This window comes from Caldimonas sp. KR1-144, from assembly GCF_049446155.1.
Taxonomy (GTDB): domain Bacteria; phylum Pseudomonadota; class Gammaproteobacteria; order Burkholderiales; family Burkholderiaceae_C; genus Rivibacter.
The window spans coordinates 53,466-76,347 of sequence record NZ_JBMSEE010000004.1 but is presented as its reverse complement, the minus strand read 5'-3'; the positions used below and the strand labels follow the sequence as shown (position 1 = coordinate 76,347).

At 69.6% G+C, this 22,882-nt stretch carries 23 protein-coding genes and 1 tRNA gene; 11 read left to right on the top strand and 13 right to left on the bottom strand.

Annotated features, from left to right (window positions below; all coding sequences use genetic code 11):
• Positions 1-53: 53 nt before the first annotated feature.
• Together nusA and rimP are read right to left on the bottom strand one after the other, a co-directional pair.
• Positions 54-1,532, bottom strand: coding sequence for a transcription termination factor NusA (nusA, locus tag ACO2TI_RS10780; RefSeq protein ID WP_423284206.1), 1,479 nt, complete (start codon positions 1,530-1,532; stop codon positions 54-56).
• Positions 1,529-2,092, bottom strand: a complete 564-nt coding sequence (rimP, locus tag ACO2TI_RS10775; RefSeq protein ID WP_423284204.1) for a ribosome maturation factor RimP — start codon at positions 2,090-2,092, stop codon at positions 1,529-1,531. Before rimP ends, nusA begins: the two co-directional genes overlap by 4 nt.
• A 238-nt stretch (positions 2,093-2,330) precedes the next feature.
• Here rimP and fabI point away from each other — a divergent pair, with 238 nt between their 5' ends.
• A complete protein-coding gene (gene fabI, locus ACO2TI_RS10770) occupies positions 2,331-3,128 on the top strand; it encodes an enoyl-ACP reductase FabI (RefSeq protein ID WP_423284202.1) in 798 nt (265 codons plus the stop codon).
• A gap of 100 nt (positions 3,129-3,228) precedes the next feature.
• Here fabI and ACO2TI_RS10765 read toward each other — a convergent pair whose 3' ends face one another.
• Positions 3,229-5,487, bottom strand: coding sequence for an Orn/Lys/Arg decarboxylase N-terminal domain-containing protein (locus ACO2TI_RS10765; RefSeq protein ID WP_423284200.1), 2,259 nt, complete (start codon positions 5,485-5,487; stop codon positions 3,229-3,231).
• A 185-nt stretch (positions 5,488-5,672) separates the two neighbouring features.
• Here ACO2TI_RS10765 and ACO2TI_RS10760 point away from each other — a divergent pair, with 185 nt between their 5' ends.
• The 3 genes from ACO2TI_RS10760 (at position 5,673) to ACO2TI_RS10750 (ending at position 7,255) form a co-directional block, all read left to right on the top strand.
• Positions 5,673-6,101 (top strand): NfeD family protein, encoded by a 429-nt coding sequence (locus tag ACO2TI_RS10760; protein WP_423284198.1) that lies wholly within the window; start codon positions 5,673-5,675, stop codon positions 6,099-6,101.
• A gap of 42 nt (positions 6,102-6,143) precedes the next feature.
• A complete protein-coding gene (locus tag ACO2TI_RS10755; RefSeq protein WP_423284196.1) occupies positions 6,144-7,058 on the top strand; it encodes an SPFH domain-containing protein in 915 nt (304 codons plus the stop codon).
• 106 nt (positions 7,059-7,164) lie between these two features.
• Positions 7,165-7,255: transfer RNA gene (locus ACO2TI_RS10750), tRNA-Ser, on the top strand.
• 38 nt (positions 7,256-7,293) lie between these two features.
• Here ACO2TI_RS10750 and ACO2TI_RS10745 read toward each other — a convergent pair.
• From ACO2TI_RS10745 to ACO2TI_RS10735, 3 genes are read right to left on the bottom strand one after another with little or no spacing between them, the layout of a single operon-like run.
• Entirely contained in the window at positions 7,294-7,557 is a 264-nt protein-coding gene (locus ACO2TI_RS10745) for a hypothetical protein (RefSeq protein WP_423284195.1), read from the bottom strand.
• A 41-nt stretch (positions 7,558-7,598) separates the two neighbouring features.
• On the bottom strand, positions 7,599-8,207 hold the full coding sequence (locus tag ACO2TI_RS10740) for a carboxymuconolactone decarboxylase family protein (protein ID WP_423284194.1): 609 nt from the start codon (positions 8,205-8,207) through the stop codon (positions 7,599-7,601).
• Positions 8,176-9,378 carry a YbfB/YjiJ family MFS transporter gene (locus ACO2TI_RS10735; RefSeq protein WP_423284193.1) on the bottom strand — a complete coding sequence of 401 codons (1,203 nt, stop codon included), beginning with the start codon at positions 9,376-9,378 and terminating at the stop codon, positions 8,176-8,178. The genes ACO2TI_RS10740 and ACO2TI_RS10735 overlap by 32 nt, the downstream gene beginning before the upstream one ends.
• 64 nt (positions 9,379-9,442) lie before the next feature.
• On the opposite strand from ACO2TI_RS10735, the gene ACO2TI_RS10730 reads away from it, so the two are divergent.
• A complete protein-coding gene (locus tag ACO2TI_RS10730) occupies positions 9,443-10,351 on the top strand; it encodes a LysR family transcriptional regulator (protein WP_423284192.1) in 909 nt (302 codons plus the stop codon).
• An 8-nt stretch (positions 10,352-10,359) separates the two neighbouring features.
• Entirely contained in the window at positions 10,360-11,085 is a 726-nt protein-coding gene (locus ACO2TI_RS10725; protein WP_423284191.1) for an SOS response-associated peptidase, read from the top strand.
• A 21-nt stretch (positions 11,086-11,106) separates the two neighbouring features.
• Here ACO2TI_RS10725 and ACO2TI_RS10720 read toward each other — a convergent pair whose 3' ends face one another.
• The 6 genes from ACO2TI_RS10720 to ACO2TI_RS10695 form a co-directional block, all read right to left on the bottom strand.
• Positions 11,107-11,820 carry a helix-turn-helix transcriptional regulator gene (locus tag ACO2TI_RS10720; RefSeq protein WP_423284189.1) on the bottom strand — a complete coding sequence of 238 codons (714 nt, stop codon included), beginning with the start codon at positions 11,818-11,820 and terminating at the stop codon, positions 11,107-11,109.
• 116 nt (positions 11,821-11,936) lie between these two features.
• A complete protein-coding gene (locus ACO2TI_RS10715) occupies positions 11,937-12,173 on the bottom strand; it encodes a hypothetical protein (protein ID WP_423284188.1) in 237 nt (78 codons plus the stop codon).
• A 157-nt stretch (positions 12,174-12,330) separates the two neighbouring features.
• Positions 12,331-13,464, bottom strand: coding sequence for a branched-chain amino acid ABC transporter substrate-binding protein (locus ACO2TI_RS10710; protein WP_423284187.1), 1,134 nt, complete (start codon positions 13,462-13,464; stop codon positions 12,331-12,333).
• Between the two features lie 205 nt (positions 13,465-13,669).
• Positions 13,670-14,104: a hypothetical protein gene (locus ACO2TI_RS10705; protein WP_423284185.1), complete on the bottom strand. Its 435-nt coding sequence runs from the start codon at positions 14,102-14,104 to the stop codon at positions 13,670-13,672.
• The gene (locus ACO2TI_RS10700; RefSeq protein WP_423284184.1) at positions 14,101-14,535 is read right to left on the bottom strand and encodes a DNA polymerase III subunit chi; all 435 of its coding nucleotides are present in this window, start codon (positions 14,533-14,535) and stop codon (positions 14,101-14,103) included. Before ACO2TI_RS10700 ends, ACO2TI_RS10705 begins: the two co-directional genes overlap by 4 nt.
• A 46-nt stretch (positions 14,536-14,581) precedes the next feature.
• A complete protein-coding gene (locus ACO2TI_RS10695; protein WP_423284182.1) occupies positions 14,582-16,048 on the bottom strand; it encodes a leucyl aminopeptidase in 1,467 nt (488 codons plus the stop codon).
• Between the two features lie 26 nt (positions 16,049-16,074).
• Between ACO2TI_RS10695 and lptF the strand changes: the two genes are divergently transcribed.
• Genes lptF through ACO2TI_RS10670 form a run of 5 tightly spaced genes read left to right on the top strand, consistent with a single transcriptional unit; the run spans position 16,075 to position 20,822 of the window.
• Positions 16,075-17,160, top strand: a complete 1,086-nt coding sequence (lptF, locus tag ACO2TI_RS10690; protein WP_423284181.1) for an LPS export ABC transporter permease LptF — start codon at positions 16,075-16,077, stop codon at positions 17,158-17,160.
• A gap of 12 nt (positions 17,161-17,172) precedes the next feature.
• Entirely contained in the window at positions 17,173-18,294 is a 1,122-nt protein-coding gene (lptG, locus tag ACO2TI_RS10685; protein WP_423284179.1) for an LPS export ABC transporter permease LptG, read from the top strand.
• Entirely contained in the window at positions 18,294-18,662 is a 369-nt protein-coding gene (locus ACO2TI_RS10680) for a sirohydrochlorin chelatase (protein WP_423284178.1), read from the top strand. The genes lptG and ACO2TI_RS10680 overlap by 1 nt, the downstream gene beginning before the upstream one ends.
• A gap of 19 nt (positions 18,663-18,681) precedes the next feature.
• Complete coding sequence (locus ACO2TI_RS10675; RefSeq protein WP_423284177.1) at positions 18,682-19,635, top strand: CysB family HTH-type transcriptional regulator; 954 nt, start codon at positions 18,682-18,684, stop codon at positions 19,633-19,635.
• 2 nt (positions 19,636-19,637) lie between these two features.
• The gene (locus tag ACO2TI_RS10670; protein WP_423284175.1) at positions 19,638-20,822 is read left to right on the top strand and encodes a pyridoxal phosphate-dependent aminotransferase; all 1,185 of its coding nucleotides are present in this window, start codon (positions 19,638-19,640) and stop codon (positions 20,820-20,822) included.
• Between the two features lie 31 nt (positions 20,823-20,853).
• On the opposite strand, the gene ACO2TI_RS10665 is transcribed toward ACO2TI_RS10670, so the two are convergent.
• Positions 20,854-22,815, bottom strand: coding sequence for a type IV pilus assembly protein FimV (locus ACO2TI_RS10665; RefSeq protein ID WP_423284174.1), 1,962 nt, complete (start codon positions 22,813-22,815; stop codon positions 20,854-20,856).
• Positions 22,816-22,882 lie beyond the last annotated feature (67 nt).

Here is a 22,882-nt window from a genome sequence, read left to right as displayed (position 1 = left end):
TGGTGTGTTCTAGCGTGCGTTGGATCGTCGAGGCGGGGCGTGCTCTGGGCGGCTCAGGCGGTAAACCAGTGCTCGCGGGCCTTCATGATCAGGGCCTTGGCGGCAGCCTCGTCGATCCCGGTGATCTCGGTCAGTTCGTCGACGGCCAGGTCAGCCAGGTCGTCGCGCGTGTGGATGCCCGATTCGGCGAGCTTCGGAATCAGGTCCGGGCTCAGGCCCTCGACATCGCGCAGGTCCTGCGAGACCTCGTCGACGCGCTCCTCGCGGGCGATCTCCATCGTCAGCAGCGCATCCTTGGCGCGGGTGCGCAGCTCGTTGACCGTGTCTTCGTCGAAGGACTCGATCTCCAGCATCTCGGACAGCGGCACGTAGGCCACCTCCTCCAGGCTGGTGAAGCCTTCGGCGATCAGGATCTCGGCGACTTCCTCGTCGACGTCGAGCTTGTCGACGAACAGCGCGCGGATCGAGTCGCTTTCCTGGGCCTGCTTGGCCTGGGATTCCTCGGCGGTCATGATGTTGATGCGCCAGCCGGTCAGCTCCGAGGCCAGGCGCACGTTCTGGCCGCCGCGGCCGATGGCGATGGCGAGGTTCTCCTCGTCGACCACCACGTCCATCGCGTGCTTTTCCTCGTCGACGACGATCGAGCTCACGTTGGCCGGCGCCAGCGCGCCGATCACGAACTGCGCCGGGTCCTCCGACCACAGCACGATGTCCACGCGCTCGCCGGCCAGCTCGTTGGTGACCGCGTTGACGCGCGAGCCGCGCACGCCGACGCAGGTGCCGATGGGATCGACACGCTTGTCGTGCGAGACCACGGCGATCTTGGCGCGGCTGCCCGGATCGCGGGCGCAGCTCTTGATCTCCAGCAGGCCCTGCTCGATCTCGGGCACTTCCTGGCGGAACAGCTCGATCATGAACGCCGGCGCGCTGCGCGACAGGATGATCTGCGGGCCGCGCAGCGTCGGATCGACCTCGGCGATGTAGGCGCGAACGCGGTCGCCGGTGCGCAGGTTCTCCTTGGGGATCATCTCGCTGCGCTTGAGGCGGCCCTCGACGCGGCCGCTTTCGACCACCAGGTCGCCCTTGTCCAGGCGCTTGACGGTGCCCACGAAGATCTTGTCGCCGCGCGAGAGGAAATCGGAGAGCAGCTGCTCGCGCTCGGCGTCGCGGATCTTCTGCAGGATGACCTGCTTGGCGGCCTGCGCGCCGATGCGCCCGATCGGCACCGACTCGACGGTTTCCTCGATGTAGTCGTCGACCTCGATGTCGGCGATCTGCTCCTGCGCCTCGAACAGCAGGATCTCGCTGTCGGGCAGCTGCAGGCCGGCCTCGTTGGGCACCACGTGCCAGCGGCGGAAGGTCTCGTACTCGCCGGTTTCGCGGTCGATCGCGACGCGGATGTCGACCTCGCCGCCGTGCAGCTTCTTCGTCGCGGAGGCCAGGGCCTGCTCGACGGCGCCGAACACGACATCGCGATCCACGCTCTTTTCGCGCGAGATCGCATCCACCAGCATCAACAGTTCGCGGTTCATTCTTGTAGACCTCCGGAATCCTGCACGGGCTCGGACGCGGCGGCCTTGCCGCCGCGCGCCTTGCGCCCCTTGAAGTCGACCACCGGCACCAGGCGGGCCTCGCGGACTTCATCGAGCGTGAAAGCCAAGACCTGGTCGGTGCCGCGGTCGTCGCGGAACACCAGCTCCCAGGCCGTCGCATCGCCACCCGCGCCCTCGACGGCGCGCAGCGTGCCCTGGTAGTTCTTGCGCCCCTGGAACGGCTGCTTCAGCGTGATCGCCACCCCGGCGCCGACGAAGCGGGCATAGTGCGCCGGCGCCTTGAGCGGACGGTCGAGCCCGGGCGAGGAAACCTCGAGCCGGGCGTAGTCGACGTTCTCGACCTCGAGCACGTACTGCAGCTGCCGCGTCACGACCTCGCAGTCGTCGACCGTGACCGACTCGCCCTCGCCGGTGGCATAGGCCTGGCCCGGCACGCGGTCGATGTACACGCGCAAGAGCCCCGCGGGCGCGCGCTCGCAGTCCACCAGCTCGTAGCCGAGGCCGGTAACGGTCTTGTCGATGGCAGCCTGCCAGTTCATCCCTTGATGGGGCTCGAAAAAGTCGGTCCAGGAAAAACGAAAAGGGCGCGACCAAAAAAAAAGGGCTGGAATCCCCGGCCCATTTCATGGTCTAGCGAAGCGCGTGATTGTACTGTGTGACGCCCCTAACGGCAAGCCACGAGGGTGTCAAGAGCCGCCAGGCCCTGGCCCTGCGTGCCAGAATCTGCGCCCCCGCTGGCCCCCGGCCCGCGACAGACAGAGGATTTGGAGACGGATCATGGGATTCCTTGCCGGCAAGCGCTTTCTGATCACCGGTTTGCTGTCCAACCGCTCGATCGCCTACGGCATTGCCCGTGCCTGCCGCCGCGAAGGCGCCGAGCTCGCCTTCAGCTACGTCGGCGAGCGCTTCAAGGACCGCATCAGCGAGTTCGCCGCCGAGTTCGACTCCCAGCTGGTGTTCGACTGCGACGTCGGCGACGACGCCCAGATCGAGCGCCTGTTCGCCCAGCTGGGCGAGAGCTGGCCGCAGTTCGACGGCTTCGTCCACTCGATCGGCTTCGCACCGCGCGAGGCGATCGCCGGCGAGTTTCTCGACGGCCTCTCGCGCGAGGCGTTTCGCATTGCGCACGACATCTCGGCCTACAGCTTCCCGGCCATGGCCAAGGCCGCCCTGCCCCGGCTCACGCCCAACGCCGCCTTGGTGACGCTGACCTACCTGGGCGCCGTGCGAAGCGTGCCCCACTACAACACCATGGGCCTGGCCAAGGCCTCGCTCGAGGCCAGCGTGCGCTACCTGGCCGAGAACCTGGGGCCCAAGGGCATCCGCGTCAACGGCATCTCTGCCGGCCCGATCAAGACGCTGGCCGCCTCGGGCATCAAGGGCTTTTCCAAGATGCTCGACGTCGTCGAGCGCAACGCCCCGCTGCGCCGCAACGTCACGATCGAGGACGTGGGCAACGTCGCGGCCTTCCTGCTGTCGGACCTGGCCGCCGGCGTGACCTCCGAGATCACCTACGTCGACGGCGGCTTCAGCCACGTGATGAGCGGCGTCGAGGCGCAGGCGGGCGAAGGCTGACACAAGGAAGGCCGCCCGGGCGCCGGGCCGCCCCCAGCCCGGCGCTGCCCGCCTGGGGCAGCGCCGCCGCCCAGCGGCAAGCGTGTGGGCGTGCGGGCTTCTATTTCACGCAGTCGACGTAGTAGCGCTGCCGGCCGTCGTCGCCGTATTCGGTCACCAGGCCGTGGACGTCGGTGTCGAAGCCGGGGAATCGCTCGTTGAAGCTGCGCGCGAACAGCAGGTAGTCGACGATCTTGCGGTTGAAGCGCTCGCCCGGGATCAGCAGCGGAATGCCCGGCGGGTACGGCGTCAGCAGCGAGGTCGTGATGCGGCCTTCGAGCTCGTCGATCGCCACGCGCTCGGTCTCCCGGTGGGCGATGCGCGCATAGGCGTCGCTGGGCTTCATCGCCGGGTGCAGGTCCGACAGGTACATCTCGGTCGTGAGGCGCGCGATGTCGCCTTGCGCATAGGCCTCGTGGATCGCCTGCGACAGGTCGCGCAGCCCCATGCGCTCGTACTTCGGGTGGCTGGCGACGAACTCCGGAAGGATGCGCCACAGCGGCTGGTTGCGGTCGTAGTCGTCCTTGAACTGCTGCAGCGCGGTCACCAGGGTGTTCCAGCGGCCCTTGGTGATGCCGATCGTGAACATGATGAAGAACGAGTACAGGCCCGTCTTCTCGACCACGACGCCGTGCTCGGCGAGGTACTTGGTGACGATCGACGCCGGGATGCCGGTCTTGGCGAACTTGCCCGACATGTCGAGCCCCGGCGTGATGATCGTGCTCTTGATCGGGTCGAGCATGTTGAAGCCCGGCGCCATGTCGCCGAAGCCGTGCCATTTCTCGTTGGCCTTGAGCATCCAGTCGGCCTGATCGCCCACGCCGTCGGTGGCCAGCTTGTCCGGGCCCCAGACCTTGAACCACCAGTCCTTGCCGAACTCCTTGTCGACCTTGCGCATCGCGCGGCGGAAGTCGAGCGCCTCCTTGATGCTCTCTTCCACCAGCGCGGTGCCGCCGGGCGGCTCCATCATCGCGGCGGCCACGTCGCAGCTCGCGATGATCGCGTACTGCGGCGAGGTCGAGGTGTGCATCAGGTAGGCCTCGTTGAAGAGGTGGCGGTCGAGCTTGCGGCCTTGAGAGTCCTGCACCAGCACCTGCGAAGCCTGGCTGATGCCGGCCAGCAGCTTGTGCGTGCTCTGCGTGGCGTAGACCATGGCCTCCTTCGGGCGCGGCCGGTACTTGCCCATCGCGTGGTAGCTGCCGTAGAACTTGTGGAAGGCGGCGTGCGGCAGCCAGGCTTCGTCGAAGTGCAGCGTGTCGATCCAGCCGTCGAGCATGCCCTTGATCGTCTCGGTGTTGTAGAGCACGCCGTCGTAGGTGCTCTGCGTGAGCGTCAGGATGCGCGGCTTGACCTTCTTGGGGTCCACGCCCCCGAGCAGCGGGTTCGCGGCGATCTTGCGCTCGATGGTCTCGCGCGAGAACTCGCTTTGCGGGATCGGCCCGATGATCCCGTAGTGGTTGCGCGTGGGCGTGAGGAACACCGGCACCGCGCCCGTCATGATGATCGAGTGCAGGATCGACTTGTGGCAGTTGCGGTCCACCACCACCACGTCGCCCGGCGCCACCGTGTGGTGCCAGACCATCTTGTTGCTGGTGCTGGTGCCGTTGGTGACGAAGAAGCAGTGGTCGGCGTTGAAGATGCGCGCGGCATTGCGCTCGCTCTCGGCCACCGGGCCGGTGTGGTCGAGCAGCTGGCCCAGCTCTTCCACCGCATTGCAGACGTCGGCGCGCAGCATGTTCTCGCCGAAGAACTGGTGGAACATCTGGCCGACCGGGCTCTTGAGAAAGGCCACGCCGCCCGAGTGCCCCGGGCAGTGCCACGAGTACGAGCCGTCTTGCGCGTAGTCCATCAGCGCGCGGAAGAACGGCGGCGCGACGGAATCAAGGTAGCTGCGCGCCTCGCGGATGATGTGCCGGGCCACGAACTCCGGCGTGTCCTCGAACATGTGGATGAAGCCGTGCAGCTCGCGCAGGATGTCGTTCGGGATGTGCTGCGAGGTGCGCGTCTCGCCGTAGAGATAGATCGGGATGTCCGGGTTGCGCAGGCGGATCTCGGCGATGAACTTGCGCAGGTTGACCACCGCCGTGTCGACCTCCTCCGGCCCGGCGATGAACTCCTCGTCGTCGATCGACAGGATGAAGGCGCTGGCGCGGCTTTGCTGCTGCGCGAACTGGCTCAGGTCGCCATAGCTGGTGACGCCCAGCACCTCGAAGCCCTCTTTCTCGATGGCTTGCGCGAGCGCGCGGATACCCAGGCCCGAGGTGTTCTCGGAGCGGAAGTCCTCGTCGATGATGACGATAGGGAAGCGAAAACGCAGCATGGCGGCCTCCGGGGCGCGGCGGGGCAAAGGCAAAAGGGCCGCAAGTGTAGGACGATCGTCGCAGCGCTCGGTGACGCTGCGTTGACCCCCGCGCCGGGGGCCGCCTCGAGCGGCTCGTTCGCACGTCGTCGCGCAGGCTGCAACGTACACTGCCGCGCACCTCGGCCTTGCATGGAAACCACGTGATGGACTGGAGTTCGGCGACCACCTGGTGGGTCGCGGCCGGCGTGCTGATCGCCGCCGAGCTGGCCACCGGCACCTTCTATCTCCTGATGCTCGCGCTGGGCATGGCAGCCGCCGCGCTGGCCGCGCATGCCGGCGCCGGCTTCAGCACGCAGCTGATCGTCGCGGCCGCCGTCGGCGCCGCCTCCGTCACGATCTGGCATCTGCGCCGCCAGCGCCAACCGGCGGGCCCGCCCGCGCAGGCGAACCGCGACGTCAACCTCGATATCGGCGAGCGCGTGCACGTGCCCGCCTGGTCGCCCGAGGGCACGGCCGAGGTCAGCTATCGCGGTGCGGCCTGGCGCGCGCGCTGGGCCGGCTCCGGCACTCCGGCGCCGGGCGAGCACGTCATCGCCGCGATCGATGGCAGCCAGTTGCTGCTGCGCCGCTAGCGCGGCGCGCCCACCCTTTCCAACCCGACCGCCAGGAGCCGCATGGAAATCGCGATCGTCATCGTCGTCATCGCCGTCATCTTCATCAGCCGCGCGATCAAGGTCGTGCCGCAGCAGCACGCCTGGGTGGTCGAGCGGCTGGGCCGCTACCACGCCACGCTCACGCCGGGCCTGAATTTCCTCGTGCCCTTCGTCGACCGGCTGGCCTACAAGCACTCGCTCAAGGAGATCCCACTCGACGTGCCCAGCCAGGTCTGCATCACGCGCGACAACACCCAGCTCACCGTCGACGGCATCCTGTACTTCCAGGTCACCGACCCGATGCGCGCGAGCTACGGCTCGTCGAACTACATCATCGCGATCACCCAGCTGGCGCAGACCACGCTGCGCTCGGTGATCGGCAAGATGGAACTCGACAAGACCTTCGAGGAGCGCGCCGTGATCAACGGCGCCGTGGTCAGCGCGCTCGACGAGGCAGCGCTCAACTGGGGCGTCAAGGTGCTGCGCTACGAGATCAAGGACCTCACGCCGCCGGCGGCGATCCTGCATTCGATGCAGGCGCAGATCACCGCCGAGCGCGAGAAGCGCGCGCTGATCGCCGCATCCGAAGGCCGCCGCCAGGAGCAGATCAACATCGCCACCGGCGAGCGCGAGGCCTTCATCGCGCGCTCCGAGGGCGAGAAGCAGGCCGAGATCAACAAGGCCCAGGGCGAGGCCGCGGCCATCACCGCGGTGGCCGACGCCACGGCCGGCGCGATCCGCAAGATCGCCGAGGCGATCCGCGAGCCCGGCGGCGAGCAGGCGGTGCAGCTCAAGGTGGCCGAGAAGGCCGTCGAGGCCTATGCCCAGCTCGCGCAGAAGAACAACACGATGATCGTGCCGGGCAACATGACCGAGGTCTCGGCGCTGATCGGCACCGCGATGACGCTGATGAAGGAGCGGCCGGCGGCGCGTTGAGCGACCCGGCGCTGCGCTAGAATCCGCGCCCTGCGACGGGGTGCTCTGGTTGGGAAACCGCGGCACCCCGATGCACGTCAGGCCCGGCGCACGCCGGACTTGGCCTGGAGGGATGGATGAGTGGTTTAAGTCGCACGCCTGGAAAGCGTGTGTGGGTTAACAGCCCACCGCGGGTTCGAATCCCGCTCCCTCCGCCAGCAGTGCCGTCGTCACTCGCCGGCACCGGCCACCCAGCTCACGGCCGCCGAAACACCACCTGATCCCGCATCCTCTCCGGCGCCTCGATCGGCTCCGTGCGAATTCCTCCCGCGGCCACCGTCGGCTCGCGGTCGATCGGCGCGAGGTTCTCGATCTCCTGGCGTGCCACCTGTTCCGGCTTGGTGGTCGACTCGGTCTCCCACAGTTCGCGGCCGTGGCGCTGCAGCTCGGCGGTCGTGAGCCGCGCGCCCAGGTGCACCATGGCGTCGGCGAATCGTTGGACCCAGAGTTCGCGTTCCATATCGATGAGCGGTCAACCGATGTTTCCGTAGCGCCGCCGCGCTACAGCGGATGCGATGGCAGGGGCGCGACCTCCGCTGTCGGCCTCGACGGCGTGCGCGCGACGTTCATGACCCAGGACACCATCGCAAAGTAGCCCACCAGCGTCGAAAGCTCAACCACCCCGGCCTCGCCGAAGGTCTCGCGCGCGCGCTCGTAGCTCAGGTCGGCCACGCCGTGGCGGCGCAACAGCTCGCTCGTGAAGTCGAAGGCGATCTGCTCGTCGCGCGCCAGGCCTTCGGGCCGCGCACCGACGCGCACGGCCTCCAGCGCCGCCGCGCTGACGCCGGCCGCGCGCGCCAGCGGCTCGTGCATGACCCACTCGAACTGATTGCCCACGGCCGCGGCGGTGGCGGCGATGGCGAGCTCGCGCACGCGCGCGTCGAGCGCGCCGCCGAAGCGCAGCGCCTCGCCGAGCTGCGCGACGCGATCGAGCAGCGCCGGCGTGCGCAGCAGCGGCACGAAGGGGCCGTAGACGGCCTTGCGCGGGCCGTCGATCAGCGCCTGCGCGGCGGCGCGCTGGGCATCGTCGAGCGCCGCCATCGGCGGCAGCGGCAGGCGCTCGGGCCCGCCACCCTGGCTAACGGGTTGCGGCGTGCGGTTCGGTTCCATGAGCGAGCTCTCCTTCGGCAGAGGGTTGTCGATAAAGCCACAGTCCGCTGGCCGCCAGCAGCGCCGCGGCGATCACGAGGGTCGGCTCGATGCCGCTGGCGCCGCGCCAGTGGGCCACCGCCACCGTGACCAGCGGCCCGGCGATCTGGCCGGTGGCGAAGCCGGCGACCATGCGCGCCAGCAGCGGTGCGGGATTCTCGGCGGCGCGCGCGCGGGCCAGCTGCAGGCCGGACATGGTCGCGACCATGAAGCTGCCGCCCACGGCCAGGGCCGCCGCGGCGATCGCCGCCGGCGAGCGGCTCAGCAGCGGCAGCACGGCGCCGACGGCCATCAACGCGTGGCAGACGGCCCAGACGTCCTGCTGGCGCCAGCGCTTGAGCGCGGCGCCGGCCATCAGCGTCGACGCCGCGGCCGCCGCGCCGAACACCGGCCAGGCCAGCCCGAACCAGCGCGGATCGTCGACGAGCGTGCGCGCCATCGCCGGCAGATAGGTGGCCGGAAGGATGTAGCCGAAGCCGAACAGGCCATAGGCGATCACCAGGCCCCATTCGCGCTGACGAGCGCGCGAAGCCTCGCCGGCCTTCGCCGCCACGGGCGCCGCTGCATCGCGCTTCCAGACCCACGCGATCGCCACGACGGCCGGCACCGCCAGCAGGCCGAGGTGCACCCACAGCGCCGCCGAGCCGGCATCGGCATGCCACCACGTCCAGCCGCCGGCGACGACGATGCCCAGCCCGACGCCGGCGAACACATGGCCGCCCAGTTCGCTGCGGCCGCGCCGCGCCAGCTCGCCGATGGCCCACGCGCTCACGCCCACCATCACCCAGGCGCTCAGCACGCCGGCTGCGCCGCGCAGCAGCACCCAGGCCGCCATGTGGTTCACGAGCCCAGCGCCAGCCGTCACCAGCACGGTCGCGACCAGGCTCGCCAGCACCAGCCGGCGCGGCCGCGCGGCCAGCCGCGCGGCGGTCAGCGCGCCGAGCAGGTAGCCGGCGTAGTTGATCGCCGCGAGCACCGCGCCTTCGGAGTCGCCGACCAGGTGCTCTCGCTGCATCAGCGGCAGCAGCGGCGTGAAGGCGAAGCGGCCGATGCCCATCGCGACGGCCAGGGCCAGCGCGCCGGCCAGCGCCACCGGCCAGGCCGGCGAGTTTCGCGAGAAGTGCTTGTCCATGGCCCTATTGAAGGCCCGGAACACATTCTCCACAAATGAATTATCGTGAACTATGATTCTTTGAATGAGAACACTCGATCTCGATTCGCTGGAGATCTTTCGCGCCGTTGCCCGCGAAGGCGGCATCGTGCGGGCGGCCGCGCAGCTGCACCGCGTGCAAAGCAACGTCACCACGCGCATCAAGCAGCTCGAGGAGCGCCTGAACGTGGCGCTGTTTCGCCGCCAGGGGCGCTCGCTCGTGCTGACGGCGCAAGGCCAGAACCTGCTGGTGCACGCCGAGCGGCTGCTGCGCATGGCCGACGACGTCGAAAGCGAGCTGAAGGCGGGGCCGGCACGCGGGCCGTTTCGGCTCGGCGCACTCGAGAGCACCGCCGGCAGCCGCCTGCCGGCGATCCTGTCGCGCTACCACGCGCTGCATCCGGGCGTCGTGATCGAGCTGTCGACCGGCACCACCGGCGCGCTGATCCAGCGGGTGCTCGACTACCGCATCGAAGCCGCCTTCGTCAGCGAGCCCTTCACCGCGCCGCAGCTCAACGCGATGCCGGTGTTCGAGGAGGAGCTGGTGCTGATCACCGGCAAGGGCCATCCGCCGGTGACGCGCGCGGCCGACCTCGGCCGCAGCACCTTGCTCGCCTTCGCGCAGGGCTGCTCGTACCGCAAGCGGCTCGAAGACTGGTTCGGCGCCGCCAACCTGCTGCCCGAGCGCGTGCTCGAGTTCGCCAGCTACCCGGCCATCATCGCCTGCGTCGCGGCCGGCACCGGCTGTGCGATCGCGCCGCGCTCGGTGCTGGAGTCGCTGCGCGCCGCCGGCGATGTGTCCATCCACCCGCTGCCGGCGCGCGTGCGCAACAACCGCACCCATCTGGTCTGGCACGGCGCGGCGTCGCCCGCGCTGGAACGGCTGATCGCGCTGCTGCAAGGCGCCGAGCGCAGCGCAGCGCCCGCGCGCCGCCGAACGGCGCTGACCGCCTGAATCGCCCCATGTGCTCGAACTACATGCCCGTCAGCCAGGCCGATCGGCTGCTGCAGTTCTTCGGCGCGCAGCGCCACGAGCCGCGCGAGACACCGGCCGAGGTGTTTCCGCTCGGGCTCGCGCCCTTCATCCGGCTGGCCGAGGACGGCAGCGGCAACCGGCTGTGCGATGACGGCTTCTTCGGCCTGCTGCCGCACTTCGCGGCCGAGCTGGCCTTCGGCCGGCGGACCTACAACGCGCGCAGCGAGACGGTGGCCGAGAAGCCCAGCTTCAAGGCCAGTTGGAAGGCGGGCCGGCGCTGCATCGTGCCGGCCGAGCGCGTCTATGAACCCTGCTGGGAGACCGGCCGTGCGGTGCGCTGGGCGATCGAGCGGCCGGGCCGCGTGCCGATGGGCATCGCCGGCATCTACGCCAAGTGGCGCGGCCCCGAGGGCCGCGACGTGTTCACGTTCGCGATGCTGACGGTCAATGCCGACGAGCATCCGGTCTTCAAGCGCATGCATCGCCCCGGCGAAGAGAAGCGCATGGTCGCGATCCTCGACGAGCAGGACTACGGCCGCTGGCTCGCCTGCCCGGTCGACGAGGCGATGCAGCTGCTGCGGCCATGGCCCGGGCCGCTCGATGCCTTCGCGGCGCCGCTGGTGCGCGCGCCCAGCCCCGGCAGCGTGCGCTCGACGCGCCCGCCGCGTCGCGGCCCGAACGGTGACGACGACGAGCAGCGCGAGCTGATCTGAACGGCGCTGGCCGGCGCCGGCTCAGGCCTTCGGCGTGTGTTCTTCGCTCGGGCCACCCCAGCTCAAGCGATTGAGCGTCGGCACGATCGGCGGCAGCGCGCTGACCATGCGCACCAGCTGGCCGATGCTCGATGCGCCGGTCTTCAGCCGCATGCTGCCGATGTGGCTGCGCACGGTCGACACCGCGATGCCGAGCTCCTTGGACACGGCGGCCGGACGCAGGCCGCTGCACAGGCCCTTGAGCACCGTGGTCTCGGTCAGCGTGAGGCGGTGCACCTGGGCGTAGAACTCGACGCTCAGCGGCTCGCACGACAGGCGCTTGCCGAACAGCAGCAGCGCCAGCGGCTCGCGGCCGGCCGACTCGACCGGCGTGCCCAGCGGCACCACGGCGACGGACATCGGGGCCTGCTCGGACGACAGGCGCAGCACCGAGCGCTGGCCGGCGCAGGCATTGGCCAGCGCCCTGGCAAAGCTGTCCTGGTCGCGCGGCAGGCGAGCCTGGAGATGGCCGTCGTGCAGGCGGATCGTGTGCGTCGCGGCGCACTCGGTCAGCGCGGTGTGGTTGGCGAAACGCAGCTCGCCGCTGGCGGTGGCCAGCATGATGCCGTAGCCGATCTCGTCGAGCACCCGCGTGAGCAGCATCTCGCCGAGGCCGGGCGCGGAGCGCTCGGCGGCGAGCTCGCTGACGTCGATCAGGGTCTGGAGGCCTTCGCGGCCAAGAGCTTGCAGGTCCATGGTGTTCTCCAACGACACCGGGCATCGACCCGGTTCGATGCCACTGTCGCCGCGCAGGCGCGGCAAGTCCTTGGAGAAGCCTTAAGCGTTCTGAAAGCTGCTGAAAGCGCGGCGGCTCAGAACACCCGGTAGCGAACCAGCAACACGAGCAGGCCGCCGGCCGCGATCGCGCCCCCGATCGCCGCCCACACGCCGAAGCGGCTGCTCCTGCGGCGCCGCGCAGGCCGCGCGGGGGCGTCGTCGTCATCGTCATCGTCGCCCGACAGGCGCGACCACCCATCGGAATGCATGCGGCTCTGGCGCTCTGCGCGCGACTCCTCGGACCACGAATGACTACTGCTGAAACGGCTCATGTTCAAATTTTCGGCGCCCGCGTCGCATCAGGCCGGCATTAGTTCACGAATGCGACGCGGCCTTGGGACGCCCACCCTCAGCCGTGGGAGTCGCCGAGGCCATGAAGAAAGGGGCGCCCGAAGGCGCCCCTTTTCGAAGGAAAACCGAACCGAGCGATCAGTTCAGCGGGACCTTCTTGCCGTCCTTGTAGTTGTACAGGGTCATGGCCGGGTTCTTCAGCTCGCCGTCGGCCTCGAACGCCACCTTGGCGGTCACGCCGGTGTAGTTGACCGCCGCGAGCTTGGGCAGATAGACCTTCGGATCGGCCGAGCCGGCGTCGATCATCGCCTGAACCAGAACGTGCACCGCGTCATAGGTGTACGGCGAGTAGACCTGGAACTGGCCCGGGTACTTGGCGTCGTACTTGGCCTTCCAGGCCTTGCCGCCAGGCATCTTCTCGAGCGACGAACCGCCCTCGGCACAGATCACGTTGCCCAGGCTCTTGGCACCGGCCGACAGCTCGGAGAGCTTGGCCGTGCAGATGCCGTCGCCGCCGAAGAACTTGACGTTCGACAGGCCGAGCTGGTCCATCTGGCGCAGCATCGGGCCGGCTTGCGGGTCCATGCCGCCGTAGAAGATGCCGTCCGGAGCCTTCGACTTGATCGAGGTCAGGATCGCCATGAAGTCGGTGGCCTTGTCGGTGGTGTACTGCTCGTCCACGACCTGGATGCCGCGCTGCAGGGCCGTCTTCTTGAAGACCTCGGCCACACCCTGGCCGTAGGCGGTGCGGTCGTCGATGATCGCAACCTTCTTCAGCTTCAGGTTGTTGGCAGCGTGCAGCGCGAGGCCTGCGCCCAGCGCGTTGTCGTTGGCCAGCAGGCGGAAGGCCGTCTTGAAGCCTTGCTGCGAGTACTTCGGGTTGGTAGCCGACGGCGTGACCTGCGGAATGCCGCAGTCGTTATAGATCTTCGAGGCCGGGATCGTGGTGCCCGAGTTCAGGTGGCCGACCACGCCGTTGACCTTGGCGTCGCACAGCTTCTGGGCCGCGGCGGTGCCTTGCTTCGGGTCGGCCGCATCGTCTTCGGCGATGAGTTCCAGCTTGACCTTCTTGCCACCGATCGTCACGCCCTTGGCATTGAGCTCCTCGACCGCCATGCGCGCGCCGTTCTCATTGTCCTTGCCGTAGTGAGCCTGCGGGCCCGAGACCGGACCGACGTGGCCGATCTTCACCACCATTTCTTGTGCCGACACCGACGCGGCAGCGGCCAGCAGGCCGATTGCGACCGCGAGAGCGTTCAGTTTGCGTTGCATGGAGTACCTCCGAAGTTGGCTATAGGTTGAGAGGATGTGGGTGTTCTCAACGGCGCGAACATTAACCGAATTCGTGCCGCGAACCGCATGCGTTGGCATGGGGAAAACACCGTCGGCGCTTGCGCATCGACCGGCTCTTGGCCGCGCATCCACGAGCGGATTTGTTAGCAAGGCGCAGGCCACGCTGCGCCTGGGGGCGCCCGCCTCAGCGCGGCTTGCGGCGCGCGAGTTCCTGATCGAGCGCCTTGGCCAGTGCTTCTTGGACGCTGCGCGTGATCTCGTCGCGCGCGTTCTGAACGAAGGCATCTGCCAGCCGCGCCAGCGCGGGCGCCAGGGCGAGCCTCAGGCGACGCTCGACGATCGGGCCGGCCTGGCGCATCGCCTCGGCGAGGACGCGCTGGACCAGAGCCTCTTCGTCGATTGCAGAAACAGCAGCAGGCGCCGCGGGCACCTCGGCAGTGCGCGCCGGCGGCTGCGGCGTGCGTGACGAGGGTGCACGCGCCGTCGCAGGAGTCGTCGGCGGCGTCATCGGCGACGCCAGCTCGGGTGCCGGCGCGCCGGCGCGGCCCACCACCTCGGTCAGCGTGGGCACCACGCGCGGCGGCGTGCGCGGCGGCGGGCGCGAACCCGACTGGCTCATCGCGCGCCGACCTCGTGACGTTCGATCGCATAGCCGCGATCGCTGTAGTGCTTCCAACGGCGACGGCCGGCCTGGCGCTCGGCATCGTCGTTGCCGACGATCTCGATCAGCCGGTCAAAGCTCTCGAAGCCCGGCGCGACCTCGTCGCCCAGATTGACCAGCACGGGCACCGGCGGCGCATCGCTGGCGCGCTCGACGAGCCACAGCGGTGTGGTCGCGAGGCGCGCCGGCGGCTGCGCGCCAGGCGCGATGCGCACGTGCGGCAGGAACTCCAGGGGGTCGAAGCTCCACAGTGCGGCGTCGAGTTCGCGCAACCGCTCGGGCGGCGCGATCACCGCGACCTGGGCGCCGGCGCGTATCGCCTTGCGCAGCAGCCGACAGGCGTAACCCAGCGGGTCGCCGACATTGAAGTGGAAGGCCACCTCGGTCATCGGCGTCGCCCTGCCGGCTCGCAATCGCGTGGGCGCCCGGTTGCGCTCAGCGCGCCTTCGACAGCACGAAGTGCGTCAGCAGCGGCACCGGACGGCCCGTGGCGCCCTTGGCGGCGCCCGACTTCCACGCGGTGCCCGCGATGTCGAGATGCGCCCACGGGTACTTGGCCGTGAACTTCTTGAGGAACATCGCCGCGGTGATGGCGCCGCCGGCGCGGCCGCCCACGTTGCCCATGTCGGCGAAGTTGCTCTTCAGCGCCTCTTCGTATTCGTCGTCCAGCGGCATGCGCCAGGCGAGGTCGAACGACTCGTCGCCGGCGGCCTGCAGGCTCGCGGCCAGCGCGTCGTCGGCACTGAACAGGCCCGAGCGGTGGTGGCCCAGCGCGATCACGCAGGCGCCGGTGAGCGTGGCGATGTCGACCACCGCGGCCGGCTTGAAGCGCTCGGCGTAGGTCAGCGCGTCGCACAGGATCAGGCGGCCCTCGGCGTCGGTATTGAGGATCTCGATGGTCTGGCCAGACATCGAGGTCACCACGTCGCCCGGCTTGATCGCGCGGCCGTCGGGCATGTTCTCGCACGAGGGGATCAGGCCGACGACGTTGACGCGCGGCTTGAGCTCGCCGAGCGCACGGAAGGTGCCGAGCACGCTGGCCGCGCCACCCATGTCGAACTTCATCTCGTCCATCTCGGCCGAAGGCTTGATCGAGATGCCGCCGGTGTCGAAGGTGATGCCCTTGCCGACCAGCACGATCGGCGCCGCGGTCTTGGCCGCGCCTTCGTAGCGCAGCACGATGAACTTGGGCGGCTGCTCCGAGCCTTGCGAGACGGCAAGGAAGGAGCCCATTCCGAGCTTCTCGCAGTCCTTGCGCTCGAGCACCTCGCACTTGAAGCCGTGTGCCTTGGCGAGCTTCTTCGCCTCGGCGGCCAGGAAGCTGGGCGTGGCGTGGTTCGCGGGCCGGTTCGCGCATTCGCGCGCGAGCTCGACGCCGGCCGCGACGGCCTGGCCGCGCGCGAGGCCCTCGCCCACCGCCTTGGCCGCCTTGGCGTCGGCCACCGCCAGCGTGGCCTTGGCGAGCATCGGCGCCGCGGGTGCGCTCGGCTTGGTGTGGCGGTAGACGTAGGCGGCGTCGCTCAGCGCCGCGACCAGCGCCTGTGCATGGGTGGCGCCCAACGCGGCTTCAAAGGCCGATGCAACGACGACCTGCTTCGCGCCGCCTTGCTTGATTGCCGCGTAGCCCGCGCCGACCGCGGCCTTGAAGGCCTTGGCGCCGGTATCGGCCGCGACCACGAAGACCAGCCGCTGCGCCTTCACGCCGGCCGGACGATGGATGTAGAGCGTGCGCCCGGTCTTGAGCGCGAGGTCGCCCGACTTGAGCGCGTCGTTCAGAAGCGAAGCGAGCGCGGGAGCGAGTTGCTGGGCCTTGGCCTCCCCGGCCGACAGCACCACGATCAGGGCATCAGTTGCGATCGCCGTCAGGGCTTGTGACCCCGCGGCCTGCGCGCGAAATTCCATGGTCCGGTCCTTAGAATGAGCGCGCGATGTTATTCGATTCCACCTTGCGCCGAGACCTCACGCGCAGCTTCGGCGCGACCCTGGTCGTGATCCTGACGATCGTCATCACGATGTTCCTGATCCGCACGCTCGGCCAGGCTGCCGGCGGCTCGGTCTCCCCCCAGGACGTGGCGCTGCTGCTGGGCTACGTGACGCTTCAGAACCTGCCGACGATGCTCAGCCTGTCGCTGTTCATCGCGGTCGTCACCACGCTCACGCGCATGTACCGCGACAGCGAGATGGTGATCTGGTTTGCCAGCGGCGTCGGGCTGCTGCGCTTCGTGATGCCGGTGCTGCGCGTCGCGATGCCGGTGCTGGCCGTGGTGGCGCTGCTGGCCTTCATCGTCTGGCCCTGGGGCAACCGACAGGTCGCCGAACTGAAGGACCGCTACCAGCGCCGCTCCGACGTCGCGCGCATTGCGCCGGGCCAGTTCCAGAGTTCGTCGGACGGCAAGCGCGTGTTCTTCGTCGACAAGGAGACCGCGGGCGGCAGCACCGCGAGCAACGTCTTCGTGCTCGAGAACGACGGCCAGGTCGAGTCGGTCACGTCCGCGCGCAGCGGTCGCCTGGTGGTCGAAGGCGACGAGCGTGCGGTGATCCTCGAGCGCGGCCAGCGCAGCGACCTCGACCTCGCCACCGGCGAGCGCCGCGTCTCGCGCTTCGATACCTACCGCGCCACGGTGGGCGAGCGCATCGTCGACTCGAGCGCCAACCTGCCGCCCAAGGCGCGCAGCAGCTTCGAACTGATGTTCGAGCCGACGCCGCGCAACCAGGCCGAGCTGGCGTGGCGCGCCGGGCTGGCGCTCGGGGCGCTCAACCTCGTGCTGCTGGGCCTGGGCCTCGCAGCGGGCAATCCGCGCCGCGCGAGCAGCTGGAACCTGCTGTTCGCGCTGCTGGCCTTCGTCGTCTACTACAACCTGCTCAATCTCACGCAGGCCTGGATCGCGAGCGGCCGGCTGAGCGCCGCAGCGACGCTGGCGGTGGTGCACGGCGGCACCTTCGTCGGGGCCGTGTTCCTGCTGTGGTGGCGCGACCGCGGCTCGGTGGCGCTGCTGCGCCGCGCGGGCGCCTGAGGGACGGCTTCGATGCGCACCGTTCGCCGCTTGCTCTATGCCGAGGTGCTCGGCGCCGTCGCGTTCGTGACGGTGGCCTTCCTCGCCCTCTTCTACTTCATCGATTTCGTCGACGAGCTCGACGACGTCGGCAAGGGCGCCTACCGCGTCCAGCACGCGGCGCTGTACTGCCTGATGCTGCTGCCGGGCCATCTCTACGAGCTGCTCCCGATCGCCGTGCTGATCGGCACGATCTACGCGATGGCGCGGCTCGCGCAGTCGTCCGAATACACGATCCTGCGCACCGGCGGGCTCGGGCCGCGGCGCGCGCTGACGCTGCTGGCCACGCTGGGCCTGGGCTTCAGCGTCGTGAGCTTCGTGATCGGCGACTACGTCGGCCCCTTCACGGACCGCCAGGCCGAGACGCTGAAGAACTCGTTGCGCCGCGGCGCGGCGACGCAGAACACCGCCGGCGCCTGGCTCAAGGATCGCCGCAGCGCCCAGCCGGGCGAAATGCCGCCCGGCGACCGGCTCGACTCGATCCGCGTCGGACGGGTGCTGCAAGACGGCACGCTCGAGGATGTGCGGCTGTACGAGTTCGATGCGGACGGCCAGCTGCTCGCACGCCTGCAGGCGAGCCGCGCGCACGTCGGCGAGGGCCACTGGCGCCTCGAGGACGTCGAGATCAGCCGCTGGCGCGGCAATGCCGAAGGCGCGCTTCCGGCGGTCGAGCGGCTCGACACCACCACCTGGCCCAGCACCTTGACGACCGCGGTGGTCGCGGCCGCCGTGGCGCCGGTCAAGAGCATGTCGATCGCCGCGCTGTGGCGCTATTCGAGCCACCTGGCCGAGAACGAGCAGGCGGCGCAGCGCTACCAGATCCAGCTGTGGAAGAAGGCGCTCTATCCGCTGGCCTGCCTGGTGATGGTGGCGCTGGCCCTGCCCTTTGCCTACCTGCACGCGCGCGCCGGCGGCGTGAGCCTGAAGGTCTTCGGCGGCATCCTCCTGGGCATCAGTTTCGTGCTGCTCAACAACGTGACGACGCACCTGGGCCTGCTGCGCGACTGGACGCCGTGGGTCGCGGCGTCGGCGCCGAGCGTCTTGTACCTGCTGCTGTCGCTGGCGGCGTTCAGCTGGCTCGTGAGGTACCGCTGATGGCCGCGCTGGGCGTGCTGCTGTTCGGACACGGCTCGCGCGATGCGGCCTGGGCGGCGCCGTTCGAGGCGGTCGCGGCCAAGCTGCGCGCCGAGGCGCCGTCCGCCCGCGTGGCGCTGGCCTACCTGGAGTTCATGTCGCCGACGATCGCCGAGGCCGGCGCGATGCTTGCCGCCGACGGCTGTGTCGAGGTCGTCGTCGTGCCGCTGTTCCTCGGCGTCGGCGGCCATGTCCGCAAGGACCTGCCCGCGCTGATCGACTCGCTGGCGCAACGACATCCTGCAGTGCGCTGGCGGCTCGCCGGCGCGATCGGCGAGCATCCGCTCGTGATCGACGCGATGGCCGCCGCGGTGCGCGCGGCGCTCTGACGACCTCCACGCACCGACCATGAACCTTCACCAGTTCCGCTTCGTCCAGGAAGCCGCCCGCCGCAACCTCAACCTCACCGAGACGGCGAAGGCGCTCTACACCTCGCAGCCCGGGGTCAGCAAGGCCATCCTCGAGCTCGAGGAGGAACTGGGCGTCGACATCTTCGTGCGCCACGGCAAGCGCCTCAAGCGCATCACCGAGCCTGGCCAGCAGGTGCTGCAGGCGATCGAGGTGATCATGCGCGAGGTCGGCAACCTCAGGCGCATCGGCGAGGAGTTCAGCAAGCAGGACGCCGGCACGCTGTCGATCGCCACCACCCACACGCAGGCGCGCTACGTGCTGCCGCAACCGGTGGTGGCGCTGCGCAAGAGCTTCCCGAAGGTGGCCGTGAGCCTGCACCAGGGCACGCCGGAGCAGGTGGCGCAGATGGTGCTCGACGAGACCGCCGACGTCGGCCTCGCGACCGAGTCGCTGGCCGATTTCGACGGCCTGGTCACGCTGCCCTGCTACGAGTGGCAGCACGTCGTGGTGCTGCCGGCCGACCACCCGCTCGCCGCGAGCGAGCGCCTTGCGCTGGAGTCGCTGGCGCGAGAGCCGCTGATCTCCTACCACCCGTCGTTCACGGGGCGCACGCGCATCGACCAGGCCTTCGAGGCGAAGGGGCTGAAGCCCAACATCGTGCTCGAGGCGATCGACTCCGATGTCATCAAGACCTACGTCAAGCTCGGCATGGGCGTGGGCATCGTCGCCGAGATGGCAGTGCGCGACGATCCGGCGTTCGCGCCTGGCGGCGAGCTCGTCGCACGGCCCGCCGCGCAGCTGTTCGGCCACAACGTCGCGCGCCTCGCGTTCAAGCGCGGCGCCTACCTGCGCTCCTTCGTCTACACCTTCGCCGAACTGATCTCGGACCGCCTCAGCCGCGCGCTGCTCGAGCGCGTGATGGCCGGCGACGCCGAGCACTACGACCTTTGAACATGACGCCCCGCACGCCCGCGATCGAAAGCCGCCTGCCGCAGGTCGGCACCACCATCTTCACCGTGATGAGCGCGCTGGCCCAGGCGCATGGCGCCGTGAACCTCGGCCAGGGCTTCCCGGATTTCGACTGCGACCCGCGCCTCGTCGACGCCGTGACGCAAGCCATGCGCGCGGGCCACAACCAGTACCCGCCGATGACCGGCGTGCCGGCACTGCGCGATGCCGTAGCAGCCAAGATCGAGGCGCTGTACGGCCACCGCTACGACCCCGCCAGCGAGGTCACCATCACCGCCGGCGCGACGCAGGCCATCATCACCGCGATCCTCGCGCTGGTGCACCCGGGCGACGAGGTCATCGTTCTCGAGCCCTGCTACGACAGCTACGCGCCGAGCATCGAGCTGGCCGGAGGGCGCATCGTGCGCGTTGCGCTGACGCCGGGCACGTTCCGGCCCGACTTCGCCGCGATCGCGCAGGCGCTGTCGCCGCGCACTCGCGCGATCCTGGTCAACACGCCGCACAACCCGAGCGCCACCGTCTGGTCGGCCGACGAGATGCGCCGGCTCGAGGCGCTGCTCGATCCGACCGACGTGATCGTCATTGCCGACGAGGTCTACGAGCACATGGTGTTCGACGGCGCGGCGCACCAGAGCGCCTCGCGCTTTCCCGGCCTGGCAGCGCGCAGCGTCGTGATCTCCAGCTTCGGCAAGACCTTTCACGTGACGGGCTGGAAGGTCGGCACCGTCGTGGCGCCGGCGGCCCTGAGCGCCGAGTTCCGCAAGGTCCACCAGTTCAACGTCTTCACCGTCAACACGCCGGTGCAGCACGGCCTGGCGGCCTACCTCGCCGATGCGCGCCCCTACCTGGAGCTGCCTGCGTTCTACGCGGCCAAGCGCGACCGCTTCCGCGCCGGCCTCGCGGCCACGCCGTTCGAGCTGCTGCCCAGCGAAGGCAGCTACTTTCAATGCGTGCGCTATGACGGCCTGGCGCCGGACCTCGCCTCGATGCCCGAAGAGGCGTTCTGCCGCTGGCTGACCGGCGAGCTGGGCGTTGCCGCGATCCCGCTGTCGGCCTTCTACGCCGATGGCACCGAACAGCGCATCGTGCGCTTTTGCTACGCCAAGCGCGAAGCCACCTTGGACGAAGCCCTCGCGCGGCTCGCGCGCCTTGGCGATCGCGCAGCTTGAGTCACACAGGCCGAAGTCGGCGCCGACGCGCTCAGCTCGACTTCGGCGGCTCGGGCGGGTTGTCGTCGACCTGCGTCGGCGGGAACTCGAGCGTGAACTTGCCGAGCTCGCTGCCCGGAGGCTCGAGGTCCAAGGGCACGTCGACATGCAGCGACGGGCGCGCGCCCGGCTGCGGCGTCACCGGCGTGGTCGACATCAGGCGTTCGAGCACCGGCATGTCATCGAGCGGCAGCAGCAGGTCGACCGGCGTGGCGGCCGGCGACTCGTCGGGGTTCTCGGTATGGTCGCGGGCCACGGCGTACAGCAGCATCAGTTCGCGGTAGGCAGGAAGGTCGAAGCTGTCGCCACCTTCGGTCTCGCCTTCGGGGCGCACCAGCGTGGCTTGCAGCGTCTCGAGCGCCCGGTTCGGATCCGACCACAGGCCGGTGATCTGTTCGAGCACCTGCGGATAGTCCTCGAGCGAGCGGCCCTCGAGCAGCTCGGTCTCCCACGACGGCGCGTAGGCGTTGAAGCGGCTGTTGAAGCGCTCGCGGATGCGCTCGTATTCCTTGCGCTCGCCGCGCTTCTTGTAGATCTCGAGCAGCTTGAGATAGGGCAGCGGGCTCGTGCCGGCCGTGCTGCGCAGATGACCCATCAGCAGGTCGATCGCCGCTTCTTCCTGGCCCAGCACCATGAAGAACTCGGCCTGCTGCTCAAGATCGATGAGCTCCTCGGCCGAGACCTCGCGCTTGGCGGGCTGGGCCTGCAGCCCCGCCGGGCCCTTGAGGACGGACGTGCCGAGCGGGTCGAAGGCACCGGGCATCGACGACGGCGCGCCCAGCGGCGCTGGGGAGCTCATGAACGCGCCGGCTTGGGTGCTCGGTCGGTCGTTCGGCGCGAAGGCGATGGCCTCCTCGGTGTCGACATCGGCCGCCGTGCCGCTGTCGCGCGCCGAGGCGGACACGAGCCACTCGTGCTGCTGGCGCTCCTGCTCGCGCTGGCGCCACATCCAGACCAGCGCGGCAAGCAGCAGCAGGCCCAAGGCACCGAGGCCATAGACCAGAGGATTCGAATAGCGTGACGTCTCGGCGTTCTGCAACCGCGCCTGCAGGCCCTTGACGTTCTGCTGGGCCTGGTCGGTCTCGCTGCGCAGTTTGGCCAGTGCGGCCTCGAGCTGCTCGACCCGCTCGCGCGCGCTGGCCGCGGCTTCCGCGGCGCTGGCGGCACGCGCCGCCTCGGCAACGCGTTCGGCTTCGGCCGCGCTGGCGGCAGCGGCCGCCTGGGCCGCGGCCTGAGCGTCGACGCGCGCACCCCGCTCGAGCGGCGTGAGGCGCAGGCGCGCCGTGTTGGCGGTCTGGCCACGCGATGGCCGCGGCGCCGTGCCGGCCTGCGGCGCGCGGGCGGCACCGGTGCTGGCCGTCGACTCGGCGCGGCGCGGCGCGCGCGTGCTGCGCCGCGGCGCAGGAGCACCCTCGGTGACCTCGCCGGCCGACGTGGCATCGGCAGCGCGCGGTGGCGCAGGCTGCCGAGCCGGCGCAGGCGCCGGCTCAGCGGGAGCGACTTCGGGCGCAGGCGCAAGCGCCGGCGCCTGCGCAGTGATCAAGGGCGGGTCGGCCAGCAGCGTGAAGCTGCGCGACACCTTGCCGAAGCAGCCCACGGTGACGTCGACGGTCACGATGGGCTCGTCGACACGCGTGTTGGTCCTGATGCGCAGCACGCGGTCGGACGCGCCCGGCAGCGCGCGGTCGAGGCTCACATTGACGACGCCGGGCTGTTGCCGGTTGTCGGCGAAGTGCACGTCGGCGCTGACGCACTCGCTGGTGAGATCCTCGTTCCCGTCGAGCCTCACGGGGATCGCGAGTTCGAGCGGCTGGCCGAGCGTGGCGGTGGTGGGCAACCTGCCGAAGCCGAGGGCCTGGGCGCTGCCGCTGCTGCCGACAAGAAGCGTCGCGCCGAGTGCCAGCGAGACTGCCTTGCCCTTCCTCACCTTGCGCTTGCCGGTCGAACGGTTCATGCGTCGTTGTTTCTAGCCTGCGTCTAGGCTGCGGGGCACTCTAGCATGAAGCATGTCGACACAAATC